This is a genomic window from Psychrobacter sp. 1Y4 (genome assembly GCF_051847555.1).
Genome location: NZ_JBPYDE010000007.1, coordinates 1 through 21,979, shown reverse-complemented (window position 1 = coordinate 21,979; position 21,979 = coordinate 1). Strand labels below are relative to the sequence as shown.

General features: G+C 40.8%; 14 protein-coding genes and 2 tRNA genes. 13 read left to right on the top strand and 3 right to left on the bottom strand.

Going from position 1 to position 21,979, the window contains the following annotated elements; translation table 11 throughout:
• Positions 1 to 104: 104 nt before the first annotated feature.
• The 13 genes from msrB (at position 105) to ACS8FC_RS07450 (ending at position 18,312) form a co-directional block, all read left to right on the top strand.
• On the top strand, positions 105 to 530 hold the full coding sequence (gene msrB / locus ACS8FC_RS07510) for a peptide-methionine (R)-S-oxide reductase MsrB (protein WP_439296350.1): 426 nt from the start codon (positions 105 to 107) through the stop codon (positions 528 to 530).
• 109 nt (positions 531 to 639) lie between these two features.
• A complete protein-coding gene (locus ACS8FC_RS07505; protein WP_439261120.1) occupies positions 640 to 1,125 on the top strand; it encodes a glutathione peroxidase in 486 nt (161 codons plus the stop codon).
• Positions 1,126 to 1,421: 296 nt separating this feature from the next.
• Positions 1,422 to 1,497 (top strand) — tRNA-Val (locus ACS8FC_RS07500).
• 36 nt (positions 1,498 to 1,533) lie between these two features.
• Positions 1,534 to 1,610 (top strand) — tRNA-Asp (locus ACS8FC_RS07495).
• A gap of 1,475 nt (positions 1,611 to 3,085) precedes the next feature.
• The gene (locus tag ACS8FC_RS07490; protein ID WP_439296349.1) at positions 3,086 to 3,457 is read left to right on the top strand and encodes a hypothetical protein; all 372 of its coding nucleotides are present in this window, start codon (positions 3,086 to 3,088) and stop codon (positions 3,455 to 3,457) included.
• Positions 3,458 to 3,565: 108 nt separating this feature from the next.
• Complete coding sequence (locus tag ACS8FC_RS07485; RefSeq protein WP_439296348.1) at positions 3,566 to 5,860, top strand: tyrosinase family protein; 2,295 nt, start codon at positions 3,566 to 3,568, stop codon at positions 5,858 to 5,860.
• Positions 5,861 to 6,763: 903 nt separating this feature from the next.
• Positions 6,764 to 7,033 carry a hypothetical protein gene (locus ACS8FC_RS07480; protein WP_439296347.1) on the top strand — a complete coding sequence of 90 codons (270 nt, stop codon included), beginning with the start codon at positions 6,764 to 6,766 and terminating at the stop codon, positions 7,031 to 7,033.
• Positions 7,034 to 7,144: 111 nt separating this feature from the next.
• On the top strand, positions 7,145 to 10,087 hold the full coding sequence (locus tag ACS8FC_RS07475; RefSeq protein ID WP_439296346.1) for a tyrosinase family protein: 2,943 nt from the start codon (positions 7,145 to 7,147) through the stop codon (positions 10,085 to 10,087).
• Positions 10,088 to 10,470: 383 nt separating this feature from the next.
• Positions 10,471 to 11,232: an acetoacetyl-CoA reductase gene (gene phbB / locus ACS8FC_RS07470; protein WP_439296345.1), complete on the top strand. Its 762-nt coding sequence runs from the start codon at positions 10,471 to 10,473 to the stop codon at positions 11,230 to 11,232.
• Between the two features lie 123 nt (positions 11,233 to 11,355).
• Positions 11,356 to 12,075, top strand: a complete 720-nt coding sequence (locus ACS8FC_RS07465; RefSeq protein ID WP_439261093.1) for a phasin family protein — start codon at positions 11,356 to 11,358, stop codon at positions 12,073 to 12,075.
• A 241-nt stretch (positions 12,076 to 12,316) separates the two neighbouring features.
• Positions 12,317 to 14,464: a class I poly(R)-hydroxyalkanoic acid synthase gene (phaC, locus tag ACS8FC_RS07460; RefSeq protein ID WP_439296344.1), complete on the top strand. Its 2,148-nt coding sequence runs from the start codon at positions 12,317 to 12,319 to the stop codon at positions 14,462 to 14,464.
• A gap of 111 nt (positions 14,465 to 14,575) precedes the next feature.
• Complete coding sequence (locus ACS8FC_RS07455) at positions 14,576 to 17,101, top strand: DUF3141 domain-containing protein (RefSeq protein ID WP_439296343.1); 2,526 nt, start codon at positions 14,576 to 14,578, stop codon at positions 17,099 to 17,101.
• Between the two features lie 209 nt (positions 17,102 to 17,310).
• Entirely contained in the window at positions 17,311 to 18,312 is a 1,002-nt protein-coding gene (locus ACS8FC_RS07450; RefSeq protein WP_439296342.1) for a D-cysteine desulfhydrase family protein, read from the top strand.
• A gap of 244 nt (positions 18,313 to 18,556) precedes the next feature.
• On the opposite strand, the gene ACS8FC_RS07445 is transcribed toward ACS8FC_RS07450, so the two are convergent.
• From ACS8FC_RS07445 to ACS8FC_RS07435, 3 genes are all read right to left on the bottom strand, one after another.
• On the bottom strand, positions 18,557 to 19,537 hold the full coding sequence (locus tag ACS8FC_RS07445; protein ID WP_439296341.1) for a glutathione S-transferase family protein: 981 nt from the start codon (positions 19,535 to 19,537) through the stop codon (positions 18,557 to 18,559).
• Positions 19,538 to 19,982: 445 nt separating this feature from the next.
• Positions 19,983 to 21,353, bottom strand: a complete 1,371-nt coding sequence (locus ACS8FC_RS07440; RefSeq protein WP_439296340.1) for a cation:dicarboxylate symporter family transporter — start codon at positions 21,351 to 21,353, stop codon at positions 19,983 to 19,985.
• 261 nt (positions 21,354 to 21,614) lie between these two features.
• A complete protein-coding gene (locus tag ACS8FC_RS07435; RefSeq protein ID WP_439296434.1) occupies positions 21,615 to 21,875 on the bottom strand; it encodes a helix-turn-helix transcriptional regulator in 261 nt (86 codons plus the stop codon).
• Positions 21,876 to 21,979 lie beyond the last annotated feature (104 nt).

Here is a 21,979-nt window from a genome sequence, read left to right as displayed (position 1 = left end):
TAGAAGGTGTTAGATTAGTCTGCCAATGTATTTATAGCAGGGTAGTGTTTGTAACAAAACGCTATATACAGACTAGATAACCCATACTCTAATAAGGATAAACCATGCAATATAACCAATTAAGCAAAGAAGAAATCAGCCAATTGACTGAAGCTGACTGGAAAGAGCGTTTAAGTGCTGATGAATACCATGTGATGCGTGAGAAAGGTACAGAGCGCCCATTCACAGGTGTGTACAATGATGCGACCGATGATGGCGTTTATCGCTGTAAAGGCTGCGGTGCTAGCTTGTTTGATTCGAGTAGTAAGTTTGATGCTAGCTGCGGTTGGCCAAGTTTTGACCAAGGTATTGACAACAGCGCGATTGACGAGCACGTTGACAACTCGCTAGGCATGACTCGCACAGAAGTCACCTGTAGCAATTGCGGTGCTCATTTGGGTCACGTATTTCCAGATGGTCCTACCGAGACGACTGGTATGCGCTATTGCATCAACTCAGTATCTATTGATTTAGATAAGTCCGAAAAGTAAGTCATGTAGATGATTTTAGAAGTGTGAGAGGGAAGTACTTGGTGCTTCCTTTTCAATAGTATTTGCTTGAATGCTCAAAAAAATAAAAACCTCCATTTAAGGATGAATAATGAGTACGATTTATGATTTTACCGCTGAGCGCATGGACAGTAGCTTGCAAGCATTTTCTGATTACAAAGATAACGTATTACTAATCGTTAATACGGCAAGTAAATGCGGTTTTACGCCGCAGTTTGAAGGGTTAGAATCATTATACCAACAGTACAAAGATCAAGGACTGGTCGTCATTGGTTTTCCTTGTAACCAATTTGGCAGTCAAGATCCAGGCAGTAACGATGAGATTGGTGCGTTTTGTCAAAAGAACTATGGTGTCAGCTTTCCTATGATGGCAAGAACCGATGTCAATGGCGCAGATGCCCATCCTATTTACGAATGGCTCAAGAATCAGAAAGGCGGGGTATTAACCGACGGTATCAAATGGAACTTCACCAAGTTTTTGGTCGATAGTAAAGGGCAAGTTATCGAACGCTATGCCCCAACGACTAAGCCAGAAGCCATCAAAAGTGATATTGAGCAAGCACTGGCGAATAAATAAATAGCATATTCAAAAAACTTTGATTTTTTAGAAAATATAAAAGTAATAAAAACAATTGCTTGCTAAAAATTTGAAGAAAAACGTCAAAAATATCTTAAAAAGTGGAAAATAGCGTTTGACAGTCATGTGTAAATCTATATAATACACACCCACAGCAAGGGGACTTATTAAACAACCCTAGCTGATTAAGTTAACCTGAGTGTGACAGCTTATGTTAACAAAGCAATACAGAAATTCTATTTAAAGAATTTCTCTTGCGAACCTGAAATTGCAGTGCAATTTTTTAACGGTTCTCAGGGTGATTAGCTCAGTTGGTAGAGCGTCTGCCTTACACGCAGAATGTCGGCGGTTCGAATCCGTCATCACCCACCACTTATTAGCTTGTGGTAAAAAAGCTAAACGACCTAAGCAGCGGTAGTTCAGTTGGTTAGAATACCGGCCTGTCACGCCGGGGGTCGCGGGTTCGAGTCCCGTCCGCTGCGCCATATTTAAAACTTAGTTTTAATACAAAAGTTTCAACCTCAAATATTAGTTTACTTGAGGTTTTTTTGTGTCTGAATTTTCTCTTAAAGCCTTTATCTATAAAGGTCGGTTATTCTGTGTGTATCAACCTATAAGAAGTAGTCTACTCTTTAATAAAATATTCGCGATAAGTTTATATTTTTATTATACTTTCAAAATTAATGATCACCTACTAACGGTAAGAACAAAGCATCGGCTCTAGCGGCGCTAACACTGGTAGCATAGGGTGGCCTGATCGCTTATGTGATTTTGACTCTATCTTCTCTTATATTGGAAGCTGACGCATGGCAGGTGGTGACATTTATGCAGGCATCACTTAAGTCTTGGCTGTCGCTTAAATCTATTGTCTATATCTCAACGCTGATTGGCTTTGAACTGTAGGCGCACCTGCTGGCGCAAAATATGGCTTCAAAGGTTGCATCATTTGCCTTGTTGGTGTCTGTATCCGGTATGGCAAACTCAGTGCTGCTTATGAGAGAAGTTGTAACGTGGTGAAAGATCCGGCTATAGTGCTGATTTTATCTTGGCTTGTGCTGGCAAATGTGAAGATAGGGGTAGATACAAAGTCTGCTACTAACTAAATCGTGTTAACACTCTGTCTTTTAGATAAGGTATAGTTTTAAACAATACATCAAGACAAGCATATTCCTCAAACATTAGCTTGTTTGAGGTTTTTTGTATTTGATGACTTGCTATTAAATAGGGGAGTATTACTGTGGCATACTTCACTAGAAACGATATTAATATTCTTTATCTATCATAGGCTTACAATGAAAAATTATATTCTAGAAATAGAATACTGTATAAAGTAGAGTATTGTATAGTCTACAAGTTAGAATTCATTAAACTGTAATTTACGTATTCTTTAATAGATTCAGCTTGCGTTGTCTTTACGAGAGAGTTATGGTTGTTATATAGCTGATACTAAATAAAATAAATACGCTGTATCTTTATACGATAATGGGATAAGTTTTTTAAGCGCTGTCTTTGTTAGGCAGTGCTATAAAAAGTTATTCTAATATCATTATATTTTTATTTTAAACGAATGATATATAGTTTATACACCGTTCTCAGGCTGTATAGTCAGTCCACTATAAAATGAATACAGTGTAAGTGACTGGGGTAGATTTTACATAGCTTCTGGCTGTAACGACACCGCAAGCAAGTAACATGCGCACCAGTAACAGGTTATGATGTTTGTACTTTTTTTATTTAAGGATAGCTACACTCAAATATATTCATATGAGAGAATAAATTTGAGTATATGGTAATCGTTATTGCTTCATTTGATAGAAGTCTTCTAATCAAATGAGCTTAAGATAATTATCAAAATTTTAAATTCAATGTCGAACCTATTCGGCAATGAACCAATGATCCATGCTTTTGTAACATCAAAATAAACAGCTGTAATAAATATTTAGCTAATGGAGAAATTGAGATGACTAAAAAAGACAAACTTACCTCAGATAAAAAGTATCCTAAATCTACAGAATACAAAGGACGTAAAATTAAGTTTTCTGATCTTTCAAGCTCTGAATTACAAAGCTCTGAATTACATGATAAAAAAGCACTTGAAGTTGAGAAACGTGCTGGTCTACATGATAAAAGAGCACTTGAAGTCGAAAAACGCGTTGACCACAGCCAAAAGCACTTACGAAAATTAAAAGTTGAAGTTGATGAAAAAGAATTTGAAGTTGTAGAGCTGCAAGAAGGAGTATTTGAGTCTGGCCTATTACCATATTCTTCATATGAATCACCAGTTGAATTGGCACAAGACGTGATTGATTACGTATCAGAGTTTAAAAAATAACGCCTCTTAAATATACAGTTTGTTCAAATTCACACTGCCTGGACGTTTGCTTCTAGTCACTAATGCCAAGCATTTGTTTCCAAGCATATTAAAAAGGAATTTTCACTCATGACTTGTAGAAAAAATGTGAATGCTCTGACGACAGAAGAAAAGGCCGCTTTCATTACCGCTATTAAACTCATGAAGGCGGAAGAGTACGTATATGTCGACAATCCAAACGATCCCGCACATGTACGTGATAGATATCCTAATATAACCAATACTTATGATAAGTATGTACTCGATCATCATATCGGTATGTATACAGGAACCCCAGGGGGCTGGGGAAGCAATTTTCTAACTCGCAATGCAGTGTATCGTGGTCCAGCGTTTTTACCATGGCAACGTGAGTTTATACGCCGTTTTGAGCTGGACTTGGATAGATTGGTGCCGGGGGTGACTTTGCCCTATTGGGACTGGGCGTCAGATGCCGCGGATCCTATGAATGCCGCTATCTGGGCTGATGATTTTATGGGCGGCAATGGATCTGGTGCGAGTAGAGTGGTGCAAAGTGGGCCATTTGCTTACGATGATGCAGATCAAGAGAACAGTTGGGTTATTATCAATTATTTGGGACTGCCTGACGGTGGCTTGGTTCGGAATTTTGGTTCTCGGCGCAATACTCCAGATTTGCCCACGCAAGCTGACATTGATGAAATTCAGCAGATATCTACCTATGATAGCGGTAACTTCAATACGAATAGCATGGGTTATCGAGGGGCGAATGAAGGACGCATACCTGTCAACGGCAAAACCCCTCCGCCTGGTAATACCCATGCCCTCGTACATGAGTGGATAGCTGGCTCTATGATGCTTGGTACATCGCCTAATGACCCGATATTCTTTTTGCATCATTGTTTTGTAGATAAACTATGGGCTGATTGGCAAGCGCTGCATCCAACAGTGCCTTATGTACCCGACGATACAGCAAGCAATGATCTCAATGGTCATCGTTTAAACGACGAGCTTTTTGGTTTGGGTACGCTGATATCTGCGACACTAGATCATCACGCTATGGGATACTCGTATGATACGGATACACCACCCATAGTAACACCGGTCAATACGGAATTAGTGTTTAACGACACGCCTATAGGTACGACAGCGGTACAAGCTGTAACTTTTAACATTAGTGCCCCCATTCCTGATAACAGCTTTTGTAGAGATCTGGTATTCACTATTACGGCTGGCCCGACAGGTACAGGGTTTGGCATTCCTAACGGCGATAGAGTCGTCATTAATAGAGACAATACCAATGTAGCAGAAGTTTGGTTTTCTTACACGGCTACTAGCGACACTGATCCAGTCACAGGAACCGCACAAATTTCCTGTGTGCAAACGGGGCAGACTTGGTCCATTAATTTATCTACCAACACTATGCCTGCCGATAATACTACTAGAAAAAATTTAAATACCCTGACGACAGAGGAAAAAGCTGCTTTCATTAATGCTATTAAGCTTATGAAAGCGGAAGAGTACGTATATGTCGATAATCCAAACGATCCAATATACGTACGCACCAGATATATTAACATTACCAACACCTATGATAAGTATGTACTTGACCATCATATCGCTATGTACACGGCAACACCCGGAGGTTGGGGTGGAAATTTCATGAATCGAAATGGAGCGCATCGCGGTCCCTCATTTTTGCCATGGCATCGCGAGTTCATACGCCAATTTGAGCTGGACTTGGCCAGATTGGTACCGGGGGTGACCTTACCTTATTGGGACTGGGCGTCGGATGCCGCGGATCCTATGAATGCTGCTATTTGGGCCAATGATTTTATGGGCGGCAATGGATCTGACCCGAATAGAGTGGTGCAAAGTGGGCCATTTGCTTACGATGCAGCAGACCTACAGAACAGTTGGGTTATCATTAATTATTTTGGACAACCTGATGGCGGATTGGTTCGGGATTTTGGAGGTAGTACGCCCAATCTGCCGACTCAAGCTGACGTTGACGAGATTCAGCAGATCCCTACTTATGATAGCGGTGATTTTAACCAAGCCAGTGTGGGCTATCGCGGGGCGAATGAAGGGCGTTTACCTGTCAATGGCAAAACACCTCCGCCTGGTAATACCCATAACCTCGTACATGAGTGGATAGCTGGCTCTATGTTACCTGGCACATCGCCTAATGACCCGATATTTTTTATCCATCACTGCTTTGTCGACAAACTGTGGGCTGATTGGCAAGCGCTGCATCCAACAGTGCCTTATGCACCTGACGATACAGCAAGCAATGATCTCAATGGTCACCGCTTAAACGACGAACTTGTTGGTTTGGGTACGCTAGTATCTGAGACGCTAGATCATCATGCTATGGGATACTCATATGATACCGATAGCCTGCCATAATGACATCGCTCAATACAGCGTTAGCGTTTGATGACATGGCTATAAGTAGTACAATCATGTAAGTTGAAAGTTTTAATATTAATACATTCAATCATGATGGTAATAGCGTTGTGATTGATACATAAAAGCCAAAGGGACGACATAGATTGTCCCTTTGGCTTTTTAATGCTTAGCTTTTATAGCTTAGTATTAAGAGTTAGGTGATTCCTACTTTTCAATCAGTATATTTTTCATTGTAAACCTTTTCTTATCTAGCATAGTGCCAATTAGTGTAGTGGCAATAAATAAGTATCTAATTAATCCATCGACATATAATCCATTACTTATGAATGTAGCCTTGGCTCATTTAAAACATTATATTTCTCCTAAAACAACATTAATCTACTATTTCGTTTTTACTTCACACTTATAAGTCATTCTAAAAATCGTATTTAAAAATTGTCATGCATCATTCCACGAGATAAATTTTATTTATTGAGTATATTTGTAATTATAAATCTATTAGAGAGCTAAATTTTTTAAATAAATTAACAATAGTTTTTAAGATATTAATACAACGCTTACCCTCGTTCAAAGCTATGTATTCAAGGCTTTATTCTTTTCTACTATCAATATTAAAAAATACCAAAACAAACATGGACGGACAAATATTGTTAAGCCACTAATCAAAACCTCTGCTAATGAAGCATTATAGGTTTGACAATTTAAATTAGACTGTGTATAGGTAAAGGTGATAAACCATTGATGTAATGGGTAATTTCCAAGCATTAGTACATTTATTTTATGTGTTTGGTAATCATTTCTACATCTGCTCGTGCTGCTGACTTTCAGTTGTGATGTCTGCCGCAATGCAACGCTAAACCAAATAATCGTAATAAATATCTGGCTAATGGAGAGTTTAAAATGATTAAAGACAACAAGCATATCCCAGATGAAAAGTATCCCAAATCCATAGAGTATAAAGGACGGCAAATTACCTTTTCTAAACGGCCAGTCTCTGATAAAAGCCAAAAGATTTTACAGGTATTAAAGGTTGAAATCGACGAAGAAGCATTTGAAGTCGTAGAGTTCCGTAATGGAGCATTTGAGTCCGGTTTATTACCATATTCTTCATACTCATCGCTGGTTGAGTTGGTACAAGACGTGATTGATAACACACCGGATTTCAGATAACAAGCAATCTTACATACACGGTTTATTCTAATTCACAATGCCTGGACCTTTGCTCCTAGTAATTCATTTCAAGCATCTAATTCCAAGCATCTAATAAAGGAATTGTCACTCATGACTTGTAGAAAAAACGTGAATTCTCTGACGACAGAGGAAAAGGCTGCTTTCATTAATGCTATTAAACTTATGAAAGCCGAAGAGTACGTGTACGTCGACGATCCAAACGATCCAGAACACGTACGTACCAGATATTCTAACATCACCAACACCTATGATAAGTATGTACTTGACCACTATGTCGTCGCGCGAACAGGAACACCAGGAGGTTGGGGGGTAAATGATGGGGTACGAAATGGAGCGCATCGCGGTCCAGCATTTTTGCCGTGGCACCGTGCGTTTATACGCCAGTTTGAGCTAGACTTGGACAGATTAGTACCTGGAGTAACATTGCCGTATTGGGACTGGGCGTCAGACGCGGCAGATCCTATGAATGCGGCCGTCTGGGCCAATGATCTTATGGGCGGCAATGGGTCTGGTACGGGTAACTTTGTTCAAAGCGGTCCGTTTGCTTATGATGCTTCAGACATAAATAACAGTTGGAATATCATTGATATATTCGGAAATAATACCGACTCATCGGGTATGCATTTTGGGTTGGTACGAAATTTTGGCTCTCGTCCTAACACTCCGGACTTGCCCACTCAAGCTGACATTGATGAAATTCAGCAGATCTCCATTTATGACAGCGGTAATTTCGATGCAACGAGCACGGAGGGTTATCGTAGCGCGAATGAAGGACGCATACCTGTCAATGGCAAAACACCTCCGCCCGGAAATACCCATAACCTCGTCCATGAATGGATAACTGGCTCTATGCTGCCTCCCACCTCACCCAATGACCCGGTCTTCTTTCTACATCATTGCTTTGTGGATAAACTGTGGGCTGATTGGCAAGCGCTGCATCCAACAGTGCCTTATGTACCTGGAGACACAGCAAGCGATGATCTCGAAGGTCACCGCTTGAGCGACACACTCTTTGGCTTGGGTACGCTGGTATCTGAGACGTTGGATCACCACGCTATGGGATACTCATATGATACGGATACGCCGCCTATAGTGACACCGACTAACACGACGTTAGTGTTTAATGCCACACCTGTAGGTAGTACAGCGGTGCGGGCTGCAACTTTTAACATAAGTCCTCCTAGTCCTGACAACAGTTTCTGTAGAGAGCTAATCTTTACTATCACGTCCGGCCCAACAGGTACAGGGTTTGGAACGCCTGACGGTGATAGGGTCGTTGTTAATAGAGACAATACCAATGTAGCGCAGGTTTGGTTTTCGTACACGGCTACCAGTGTTGGTAGCTCAGGTCCAGAAACCGCGGAAGTTAGCTGTGTGCAAACTGGGCAGACATGGCTCATTAGTTTATCTGCCACGACTATCCCCAAACCAACGGTCGCCACCGTTTTGGTATTGGATAAATCTGGTAGTATGGCTTGGGACGCAGGCGATGGTCGGTTACGTATTGAAGTGCTCAAAGACAGCGCGCCTGTATTCGTCGATCTATTGGGTGACGAGGACAGTATTGGTGTGGTGTACTTCGACAACGATGCGACTCTGGGGACTTCGATTGCGGTTGCGGGCGCGTTAGGGACGGGCTCTGGGCGTATAGCTGCGAATGAAGCCATCACGGATCAACCATCACCTGGCGGTTCGACGTCTATTGGTAGTGGGATCGAGTTGGCCAGTAGCGAGTTGGATGATTTGACTCCTAGCAGCTATAATCATACCGCTATAGTGGCGCTAACGGATGGTCGCGAAAACCGAGCGCCTTACATTAGCCAACTTATAGATGATGGTATCATTGATGGTAGCGTCTTTGCTATTGGCTTGGGCACGGCGCAACAGATCAGTCCTGCTGCTTTGGAAGCATTGACTGGTAGTACAAATGGTTATGTCTTAATGACTGGTACTTTGGATACTGATGACTACTTTACGCTTCAAAAATATTTTTTGCAGATACTGTCAGGAGTTAAAAATACAGAGGTAGTGATGGATCCCGAGGGTTGGATTCAACCTGCCCGCGAGATACGTATTCCGTTTAATCTTAACGAAGCAGATATCACAGTAGATGCAATCTTGTTGACGGGAGACGCTCTACCAGATGTTTTTGACTATATGCTTGAAACTCCGAGTGGCAAAATAATCGACCCAAGCATTGCCAACGCTTCTGTTGAGTTAGCGTTTTCAGCAAGTGAACATGTGCAGTTTTATCGCATGACTTTACCGACCGCTGTTGCAGGGCTTGAAGAACGTGAAGGTCAATGGCATGCAGTCCTCAATCTGAATGAAAAAGTGTTCGCTAAATATTTAGCCGGCCTCGAAAATGACCGTGAAAAATTTGATGAGGTCAAGACACACGGGCTACGCTATTCTTTTAATGTGCATTCTAGTTCTGATCTACGCTTTAGAGCGCAGCTTGAGCAGGCTACCCGAGAACCAAGTGGTATGATAACTTTATCAGCTCAATTGACTCAATACGAGCGCCCCTTAGACAATGGTGCGTCCATCCGAGCAGAGTTAGAAAGACCTAATGGCACTAAAATAAACCTAACCTTATCGGAGGTTGAGCCTGGTGTTTTCAATGTCGCATTCCATGCTGCTTCAGCCGGTGTCTATAAGGTACGGGTTTTGGCGAAAGGTCAATCAATACAAAACAACCCCTTTACAAGGGAGCAGCTCTTAAGTGCTTCTGTCTGGATAGGCGGTGATGATCCGTTCCCAAGCAGTAATACGGATGGATATGATCAAAAACTCTGCCGTCTGCTTATGTGTTTGCTAGAGAAAGATAGTATTCGCAGCTTTCTCAAACGACAAAAGATTGATGCCGAAGAGGTGAGTGAATGCCTTAAAAAAGCTTGTGCAGATAACCGTCGATCAAAGTTACGACCAGAGGTTACTAACAATAAAGAATTGACCGATGCCTTGGTCGCGTTTGTTAAAAACCCAAGCCTCATAGTAAAGTGGCTTAGAAATGCAAAAAACAAGCCGTAATCTTATGGACGTATAGCAAGATGGATGTATAACAAGCCAAAGGAACGGCATACTGCGTTTCTTTGGCTTTATAATTAATATATGAATGATTTTCAAAAATTTTTCAACATTACTCAGATTGGTACCTAAGTTTAGATTGTTACTTGAGTTTAGATTGGTATCTAACATGGTAGTTTTGATAAATATCTAAGTAACTTGACCTTTATGTTGTATTGTTAAACGCAGTCGTTTTCTTTAATACTAAACCCCTACAAATAACAATGGTTTATTACCAACATGGAATAACTACTATGAAATAACTGTGCTATATTCTAATGAAAGAATACGACTGTGCACTCATTGGTCATTAATAATTAATCCTCACTCATATAAGGAAGTTTTTTATGTCAAAGTCAGATGTTTCGGATAAAAAAGTTGCTTTAGTAACAGGTGCGCTTGGTGGAATTGGTACAGCTATTTGTGAGAAGTTAGTGACTAATGGCTATCATGTCATAGCGACCTTGAGTCAAGAAGATCCTGAGCGTACAAAAAAGTGGTGCGAAGATAATGGATTTGACTCGGATAACTTTGAGTTTCTTGCTGTTGATTTGAGTAATCACGAAACTGCGATGGCAGCGATTAAGCAGACAATCGACAAGTACGACAGTATTTATGCTTTGATAAATGGAGCGGGTATCACTCGTGATAGCAGCTTCAAAAAAATGAGCTTTGCGCAGTGGCAGCAGGTGATAGAGACTAACTTGACGTCTCTTTATACCATTGTCCATCCAGTTTTCGTCAAGATGCTAGAACAAAAAACCGGTCGCATCGTCAATATCAGTTCGATAAATGGCTTACGTGGTCAGTATGGTCAGACGAACTATTCAGCCGCCAAAGCAGGTATTATTGGATTTACTAAGGCATTGGCATACGAAGGAGCTTCTTCATCAGTTACCGCCAACGTCGTTGCTCCTGGTTATACATATACACCCATGGTAGAGAGTGTACCTGAACATATCATGGATAAAATTAAAGAAACCATTCCAATGAATCGTTTGGCTAGTGCAAACGAAATCGCTGCTGCTTGTATGTATCTTATCAGTGAGGATGCCATATTCGTCACAGGTGAAACCATATCAGTTAATGGTGGTCAGTATATGTCTTGACTTTACTGTTAAACATTTTTGTTACAGTACTGTATAAAGTGACAAACTTAATAATATTATAATGTTTTCTTAACCTTCAACGCATACGATTTTTTCTCAACCGTCAATATACGGAGCAATAAGATGTCACAACAAACCCCGCAAGATTATATGAACCAGTTCAATGAAAATGCAAAAAAAATGTTCGAACCTTGGACAAAGCTAAACCAATCGTTCGATACAAGGAGTAATGATATGTCACAACAGACCCCGCAAGATTATGTCAATCAGTTCAACGAAAGCGCCCAAAAAATGTTTGAACCTTGGACCAAGTTGAACCAAGCTTTTTTAAAAAACGCTGAAATGATGACCGAGTTTTCACTTAATACTATTAAGACCTACGCAGAAATGGGTTTAGAAAACATGCGTCAAGTTTCAGAAATAGACTCTCCAGAAGCTGCCAAAGACTTTAGCAGTAAGCAAGCAGAGATGCTTAATACTATCAGTCAGAAAATGCTATCAGACGCTCAGCGCATGACAGAGCTTGGCAGCAATATGCATGATGACGTTATGAAAGTTTTGGGTGAAGTTCAGGGTCAAACCAGTGAGCAAATGCAGTCAAGTATGCAGAAAACTGCTGATCAAGCAACAAAAAAAGGTCAAGAGTACGCAGCAAACATGAACAAAATGGCTGAGCAGTTTACTGAACAAGCCACAAAAGCTGCGAAAACTGCGACTGGTGCAAATACCAAATCAGGTGCAAAGACAAATACCAATACTAACTCGAATACCTCAAATACGAAAACGAGCACAAAGACTGGAACTAGTAATACCAGCAGTACTGGAAAATCAACAAATAAGTAATTGTAATTACTGATAAATTTAATCATCTTATTGGTTGTTATTGATGAGATATCATGTAATTATTAAACCTAAAAGGTGGGTTAGAGAACTCTATCCCATCTTTTTTCTATTGTGCTAGCTTTATTGGATCAATAGGCTTGCACTTTTGTACAAATTAGAAGTGTTTTATAACTATATATCGTTTAAAGCTGGATACTGTTTAAATCCAGTATCGTTTATGGATAGGAAAATAGGTAAAGATATGGATAATCATAAGTCCGATAAAAACAATCAGCAATCCGATGACCAATCAAATACATCATCGCAAAAACCAAATACACAACAGTCAAATACACAAGATAGTCAAAACAACACTAGCGATGCCTTTAACTTTAATAGCTTTGGTCAACAATATTTAGATCAGTTAAACCAAGTAAATCAGCTTAATCAATCTTTATTTGATCAATCTAATCAAGCTTCAAATCCGTTCGAAGCCAACATGAAGCTATGGCAGAACTCAATCAATAATTTTGGCAATTTTATGATGCCAAGTACTTCTGAAAACGTTGATTCGCAAAAGCCAGACTCACAGCAAGGTGATCAAAACAAGGACCAACAAAGCGCTGACAGCGATATGGGTGATCTTAACGAGTTGTCCCAAAAGTTTTTTAGCGAAACGTTAAAACGAGTTGGCCAAGATGACAACATAAGCCAATCTCTGATGCTCAATATGATAGATGGATGGCAGAAGTTTAGCACAGGCGTAGCAGACAAAAGCCCCACTGCATTAATCGAACAACAGATGAATTTATGGAAACAACAGTTCCAGCTGTATCAAAATACCCTGATGAAGGGCTCTGAAGACCAAATACAACCTCTTGTCACTCCAGAAAAAGGCGATAAACGCTTTACAGACGAAGAATGGACCAACAATCCTATTTTTGACTTTCTAAAACAAAGCTATCTTCTAACCGCTAATGGCATGATGGATACCATTGATAATACTGAGGGAGTTGATGAAAAAACCCGTCAGCGCTTATCATTTTTTACTCGTCAATGGTTAAATGCAATGGCGCCAAGTAATTTTTTATGGAGTAATCCTGAAATACTGCGCTTGACCATGGAGTCAAAGGGACAGAATCTGGTAAGAGGACTCAAGCAGCTAACAGAAGACATGGAAAAGAGCTCCAAAATGCTGAGCATTCGCATGACGGATCATGATGCTTTTAAGCTTGGTGAAAACATCGCTACAACGACAGGCAAAGTGGTGTTCCGTAATCGGTTGTTTGAGTTGATACAATATAATCCAACGACAGCCAAAGTTAAAAAACGTCCTTTATTGATTGTACCGCCATGGATTAATAAATTTTATATCATGGACCTAAAAGAGAAGAACTCATACATTCGTTGGGCGCTCAATGAAGGCCATAGTGTCTTTGTGATGTCGTGGGCCAATCCAACGCGGGCTTATAAAGACGTCAATATGAAGGATTATATGCACGAGGGACTGCTGACGGCTTTAGATGTCATTAAGGAGATTACAGGGGAGTCAGCCGCTAACGTCATCGGTTATTGTATCGGTGGTATGTTACTGGCGTTGACGCTATCTTGGTTGACTGAAAATAAGCAGGCAGATCGTATAGCCAGTGCAACTTTTTGGGCCACGATATTTGACTTTAGCGATCCTGGAGACTTAGGCGTATTTATTGACGAACGTACGGTCAGTGCGCTTGAGCAAGAAGGAGAGCAGCAAGGGGTGTTTGACGGACGTCTGATGGGCGCCGCCTTTAGTCTATTACGTGAAAATAGCCTTTATTGGAATTATTATGTGCAAAATTACCTAAAAGGGGAGCGTCCAATTCCTTTTGATCTTTTATATTGGAATTCTGATGCTACCAACGTGACTGCCGCATTGCATAGCTTTGTATTGCGCGAGCTGTATTTGGGCAACAAAATGATTGAAAAAGGCGAGTTGGCATATGACGGAGTAAAGGTTGATTTGTCAAAAGTGACTATCCCAACCTATGTCGTCGCAACATTACAAGACCATATCGCCAAATGGAAAGGAAGCTATGCGTCTACACAAGTGCTGGGTGGTGATGTTACCTTTGTACTCGGTGAGTCAGGGCATATCGCTGGCATTATCAACCCGCCAACGGGTAAGTATGGCTTTTATACCCATGAAGATTATGTCGCCGATCCTGATGAATGGTATGCCAAAGCAGAAAAGCACGATAAGAGCTGGTGGCTACATTGGAGCGAATGGATCAATCAGCACAGTGCAGGTGAAGTAGATAGCAGACAACCGGGTATCACGTATACAGGTAAAGAGTGGCAGATACTCTCTGATGCTCCAGGGGAGTATGTACATGTCAGGGCAGATGAAGCTTTACGCTCAACTGAACCTTAATAAATCTTGTCTGTTAGTAAACAATTAGCCTTAGTGGAATTAGCCTTAGAGGATAATCAATAATAGCAGTATATAAAAAACATTATCGTCAACTCAAAATTGGAATCACCTATGTCAGACACTATTGAAAAAAATATTGAAAATCCAAACAAAGCCGAGGTGTGGTTAAGTCGTAGCAACCCACATCATAGAGCTACAGGTTTGATACCAAACTTTCAAGAGATGGTAAACCATCAGTTTTACAAAAATGAAAATACCATAGACGAGCTCAACCTACAAAATAACTATAGAACAGACGGCGCAGGTTTACTGATAGAGGTTACTTGTAAGCATTTACAACAAAATCATAAGCAAATTCAAGAAAATATCCAGACACTGAATCAAGATAAGAATGCCATCATAAAAAGTTGGCAGAAGATCTCTACGCCAAAAAAACTATGGCAAGAATGGTTGAGCTACAGTACAGATAGTAGTAAACGACTTTTACAAACAGTCGATGTACTTAAAGAGCGTGGTGATATTTTTCTTGAGCATGAGCTGGCTGGCTGCCCGCCAGTCTTAGATTATGACTACCAAGTAATCATGGATGCAACCAAGTTTGAACGCCCATGCAATTACGTCTTGCTAAGAATAGAACCACCTAAAGGGATTGTCACCAACGACGATGAGCGCCCTTATATCGTGATTGACCCCAGAGCTGGCCATGGTGCAGGTATTGGTGGCTTTAAGCATGAGAGTCAAGTCGGTGTCGCACTTAACAAAGGCCATCCTGTGTATTTTGTGGCATTTAAGCGTCTTCCTGAGCCGACGCAAACCATTGCCGATATTACTTATGCTGAAGGAAAGTTTGTCCGTGAAGTAGAAAAAAGACATCCCCATGCACAATCACCAGTAATCATTGGTAACTGTCAAGGTGGGTGGGCGGCGCTTATTTTGGCTGCAACCAACCAAGATATCAAAGGGCCTATCGTCTTGAATGGTGCGCCCATCTCAGCTTGGAGCGGAGAGGTTGGAGTCAACCCGATGCGTTACAAAGCAGGCGTCAATGGCGGTACTTGGCTATCTATGCTTAGTGCTGACATAAATAATGGCGTATTCGATGGGGCAGCACTGGTTGATAATTTTGAAAAAATGACCCCTTATCGTAACTATGTCGGAAAATATTACGATCTTTACAAGAACCCAGAAGCTAATCGTCAGCGCTTTCTTGACTTTGAGCGTTGGTGGGGTGGTTTCTTTTTAATGAATGACAAAGAAATTCAGTGGATTGTAGAAAACATCTTTGTTGGCAATCGTCTTGCTCGCAATACCGCACAGTTAGAAAAAGGGACAAATATTGACCTGCGTAATGTCAAAGCACCTATTATCGCTTTTGCTTCACATGGTGATGATATTACCCCGCCTCCTCAGGCATTATCGTGGATTCTAGATGCTTATAGTGATGAGCGAGATGTTGAGGTTTGCGGTCAACGTATTATCTATATGATTCATGAGCAAGTAGGCCATCTAGGTATCTTTGTCAGCTCCAAAATAGCCAATCATGAGCATACAGGTATAGCCTCAATCATGGATATGATTGAAGTTTTACCACCAGGATTGTATGAGTTGCACATTGACCATATTGAGGGATCGGGGCAAGAAAAAACGTTTACCGTTGATCTAAAACGTCGTACTTTTAAAGATTTAAACCAAGCGCTAGGAGACGACCGAACCGATGAAGAATTATTCAAAGCGGTACATCGGTATTCTATGACTCAGACTCAAGCTTATGAACATAATTTGCGCCCACTAGTAAAAGCTATGAGCAATGAAACTTCCGCTCAATTTCTTCGTACTATGCACCCATTGAGACTCCAAAGAAGTATATGGAGTAGTAGAAACCCGCTAGCAGTAGCTACTTGTCATTTGAGTAAAGCAATGACTGGTACAACTGATAACCAGCAGAGCGAAGACTTCGTCCCTGCAAAAAAAGCTAAAAAAGCGCGTCATTCTTCTGATAGTTATGCCAGAGTGAAACTGCCAGCCATCGAATCTATGCAGCAGGACAACCTTTTCTTGCAAGTCGAAAAAATGTTTATGGATAGTGTCAGAGTGACGCTAGACTTTTGGCGAGATTGGCAGGGTAGATATACAGAGAGTATGTTCTTTGGGATTTGGTCAATGCCTTGGTTTCGTGAATATGGAGAATCAGTAGGCTCACGTCGTCTGTTGAATAAAGACGAACTGCATGAATTGCCAAAGGTAGAAGAGGCACTGACCAAAATCTCTGAAGGCAGTTTTAATGAAGCTGTCGTGCGTATGATGATTTTGTGTAATATAGTTGCTGATGACAATATAGACCGTGACCAGCTGATGCGTTTGACTGAAGTGCTGACTGAACAAGAACCATTTAGTCAACTTTTGAACACCGAATTGGCAGCCATGATACATACTCAGACGCTTATCGTTCGTTTTGCTGAAGATGCCTCTATTGAGTCTTTGAGCACACTCATCGAAACCAAGTCAGAACGCATCAAAGCATTCAAACTGGTTTATTATGTGGTTGGCGATAAATCAGAAGATAGGAATTATAGGACGCTATCGATGATGAATGATATCAAAGCTGCATTGGGTTTAGCTGATACTGATATTAAATAGTAGTTTTCACAAATGTGAAAACCTCAAGTATTGGTTTACTTGGGGTTTTTTTGTCTGATGGCTTGTTGAGCATAGTGCATGATTAAATAAATATTTTTGCAGCTTGAAACTATGCTGTTAACATTAGCTAAATAACCACTTTGCATAACGGTTGCCAGTGGATAAGGCTTAGCATTATCTATCATTTTCTATTATAAAATGGACAAGACATGGAATATAACCATATACCTAGACAGTCGTTAGGATTTTTCCCAACACCATTAATTGAGCTCAAAAGATTGAGTAAAAAACTTGATGGCCCTAAGATTTTTATGAAAAGAGATGACAATACGGGGCTAGCATTGGGTGGTAATAAAACCCGTAAGCTTGAGTTTATCATCGGTGATGCGCTGGCCAAAGGCACTGATACCATCATTACGGCGGGTGCTGCGCAATCCAATCATTGTCGCCAAACGGCAGCTGCTGCGGCAAGCTTGGGTCTTGAATGTCATTTAGTATTAGGCGGAGAGGAGCCTGAGCAAGTCAGTGGCAATCTATTATTGGATAAAATATTTGGTTGTCATATTCATTGGGCAGGAGCCAACCGCAAAGGTGAGGACATTCCTCAAATCGTTGAGCAATTAACCAAAGCGGATAAAAACGTTTATGTGGTGCCTTATGGTGGCTCAAGCGAGCTCGGTGCTCTAGCATTTGTAGAAGCTTTTAAAGAGCTAGAGTTGCAGCGTGAAAGCATCAACGAGACATTCACTCATATCGTCTTTGCATCCAGCTCTGGTGGCACACAAGCAGGCTTAATGCTTGGGAACAAGATTTTCAACTTGCCTTATCAGATAGTAGGCATCAACATTGATAAGGGCGAAACCGATAAAGTGCCGTTTGATCAATATACTGTCGCACTTGCTAACAGTACAGCAAAACTCATCAATGCAGATTATAAGTTTTCAGAGTCCGATTTGATGCTTAATTCTGATTATGTTGGCGAGGGTTATGGGGTGGTTGGCAAACTCGAAAATGAAGCTATTGAGATGATGGCGCAAACAGAGGGAATATTACTAGATCCGGTTTATACGGGTCGTGCGATGGGTGGTCTCATAGACATGATTCGTACGGGCCAAATCAAGAAAACGGATCGTGTTTTGTTTTGGCATACGGGCGGTGCGCCTGCTTTATTTGCCTACTCAAGTGATTTGGATGTCACTCAAAAACGCTAACATGAGTGACGTTTAAAACATCCAAAAAAAGAGCTACCCAAGATTATGCTTATAATCTTGGGTAGCTTATTTCTTATGCAAACACTTTTTTATTTACTATAATCGATACTAAATAAAATGGATACGTTATTTAATAACGCAAAACTGGTATGAATTTTACTTACTTACTTGCTGTAGCTAGCAGATAGATGCTGCGAAAAACTCATACCAGTCGCCCTGTATCTTGTTATCGTTACCTTTTTATTTACGATAACTGTTCGCGATCATGCGGCGTATTAAAGTCAAGATAAGGTCCGATAGGTACGATACCAGTTGGGTTGATGTTGGCATGACTGGTGTAATAATGGGCCTTAATATGATTCATATTGACGGTCTCAGCTATACCTGGCACTTGGTATAAATCTCGCAGGTAACCCCAAAGGTTAGGGTAATCAACGATACGGCGCAGGTTACATTTAAAATGACCGACGTACACGGCATCGAAACGCACTAGGGTAGTAAACAAACGCCAATCGGCCTCGGTAATGGTATTACCAACCAAATGACGCTGATTCTCTAAGCGCTTTTCTAATACATCTAACGCATCAAATAGCGTATTCACAGCTTCTTCGTAAGCTGCTTGCGTGGTTGCAAAGCCGGATTTATAAACCCCATTATTGACAGCAGAATATACAAATGCATTAATCTCATCAATCTCTGCTAATAGCTCTGACGGTATAAAATTACCTGGTAGCGCACCAACCTCATCAAAGGCTGAATTGAACATGCGAATGATTTCAGATGACTCATTGCTAACGATAGTGTTGGTTTTTTTGTCCCATAAAATAGGGACAGTGACGCGCCCTGTATAGTCTGATTTTGCTCTAGTGTATATCTCATAAGCGTAGTTAGCATGTGAGATAGGGTCGGCAATGACACCCGCACCTTCTCTAAATGTCCAGCCGTGATCACCCATATAAGGATGAACGACCGATAGCGAAATCATATCTTCCAAACCTTTAAGTTTACGATAAATAGTCGTACGATGCGCCCAAGGGCATGCTAGAGATACATACAGATGATAGCGATTAGGCTCAGCCTTAAAGCCACCTGCACCTGTTGGTCCTGCGCTACCGTCTTTGGTAACCCAGTTTCTAAAGCCTGACTCTTCGCGTTTAAAATGGCCGTCACTAGCGTCGGTATCGTACCATTGGTCCTGCCATTTACCATCGACTAATAAGCCCATACCGATCTCCTGTCTATTTTGATTTTAGTATTGATTTTCAATTTAAGTTTGAATTAAAAACGACGATAACTAATATTGACAAAGATAGGTGATCGTTCAGCTTGAGTATTTATTAAAAAGGGTATGCAAAGAGGTGCTATCTTCTTATAATTTTGTAGTTATCACCAAGCGTTTATCTCGTTCGTAATCAATCCTACCGTTATATAGTCATTATAGTTTATGGGCTATAGACAGATAAACAGCAATAATCACAAATGAAAGTTCTTGTTTAAAGAACAATGATAAACCAGGTTAGGATGTATTGGGCATTAACGACAAACCAGCCGTAAAAAATAGCGAAGCAGTAAGCTTTTATTTTTCACCCCAAAAGTTACCGTTCGCTATGTCTTGTACAATGCTTATTATTGAAACTTGGACAGTACCAAAATCCAGTCAGTGTTACTATTTAGCTGTGACTTACTTGAGTATCATAATCAATCAGTCGCTCTGGTTCAGACGACTCACTAAGAATACGATTACCAACGACACCAGAAGTAATTGAGCCACTAACATTGACTAAAGTACGCATCATATCGATTAATGGTTCAATAGATATCAACAAACCAGCGAGCTCTAGCGGCATCCCCAAGGTTGATAACACGATAATAGCTGCAAATGTCGCTCCGCCACCAACTCCTGCAACACCAAAAGAGGCAATCATAGAGACGCCAATGACGGAAGCTATAAATCCTATCGACCAAGGGTTAAGTCCCATAGTCGGTGCAATCATCACAGCCAGCATGGCAGGATAAACGCCAGCACAACCATTTTGACCAATGGTCGCGCCAAACGATGCTGAAAAATTCGCAATAGGTTTAGCAATACCAAGCTTATTAATTTGCACATCAATATTTAAAGGAATAGACGCTGCTGAACTACGTGAGGTAAAAGCAAATGTAAGTACAGGCGCAATTTTTCTAAAGTGTTTGATGGGTGAGCGCCCGGTTAATAAAATGATAAGTGCATGCATAATCAATACAATGAATAGGGCAACGTAGGAGGCAAGGAGGAATTTTGCTAATTGCCAAACTGCACTGGCATCGGTAGTGACAATGACTTTAATCATTAAGGCAAAAACGCCATAAGGAGTCAAACGGATAATAAAACGTACCAGTGCCATCACCCAACTTTGCAATATGCCGATACCGCGAATGATTACCGCACCTTTTTCAGGTTCTTTTGCATTAACCGTTAAAGCGGCTATCCCTAATAAACTGGCAATGACCACAGCAGATATCATCGAAGTGCTTTGTAAGCCTGCAAATGTCGCGCCGATACTAGTGGGAATGAAGCTTAAAATTAATCCTGGAATGGTCAGGTCAGAGACTTGAGTGCTGCTCTCAACCATGCTTTGTCCACGCTCAATTTCTGCTTGACCAGCAACAATAGAGCTGGCATCAAGAGTAAATAAGTTGGCAATAATCGCGCCGTCTAAAGCAGCAAGCCCTGTCGTAATTAGTAAGGTGCCAATAATCCAGAAGCTCATAGAGCCAATCATGGACGCTTTTTCTAAACGAGCGATGGCTGCCAAGATTGAAATGAATACCAAGGGCATTGCAATCATCTTCAGCAAATTGACATAGCCATTCCCGACAATGTTTACCCAGGGTAAAAAATTACTGGTATCAATATTAAGCGCTGAAAGCGCCAAACCAAAACCTACGCCGACAAATAAACCTAGGAAAACACTACGACTTAACGAATCACTCTGACGGTGATAACGCCACAAGCCATATAGTAATGCGACAAAAACAGCCACTAGTAACAATAACTGCATTACAAACTCCTAAGAAATCAAAAAATGAATAACAAAGGAGTGATTATCCTGATTTTTGGAATAAGGTCTAACACCGAGTTATCATGTAGTTATTCCATTTAGGAATAAACGGTAGGGCTAATTGGACTCTTAAAAAACTTAGTTATTAGTCGTGCACATCGATAAGTAAAACTGCCGATAAACAATCGTATCAATAATGGAAGTCAGACTTTATTTATTAAGAGCATAAGCTTGTAGGTGGTATTAGTACGCTAGTATGATTTAATTAGTATTCGCTCTGTGCTCATAGGGCTTGGCGTCATTAAAAGGTGTATCTTTGGGTGAGAAGCCAAAGTGTTGTTTGTAAATACGTGAAAAGTAGCTTTGATCGGTAAAACCAACTTGATAAGCAACCTCAGCAACAGAGCTATAATTGGCTTTGGTTAATAGTTTGTTTGCAGCCAGTAACCTGGTCAGTTTGACCCATCCTGAAAACGAGTAAGGTAGGTCTTGAAACAACAGATGAATATAACGTTCAGAGATATGACAAGATTGTGAGACCAGTTTAGGTGAACCGCCCCGACTTTATCGGAGGCTGATTTACTTTAGTCAGGCAGCAATGCCTGACAGGATTAAATTATCATAAT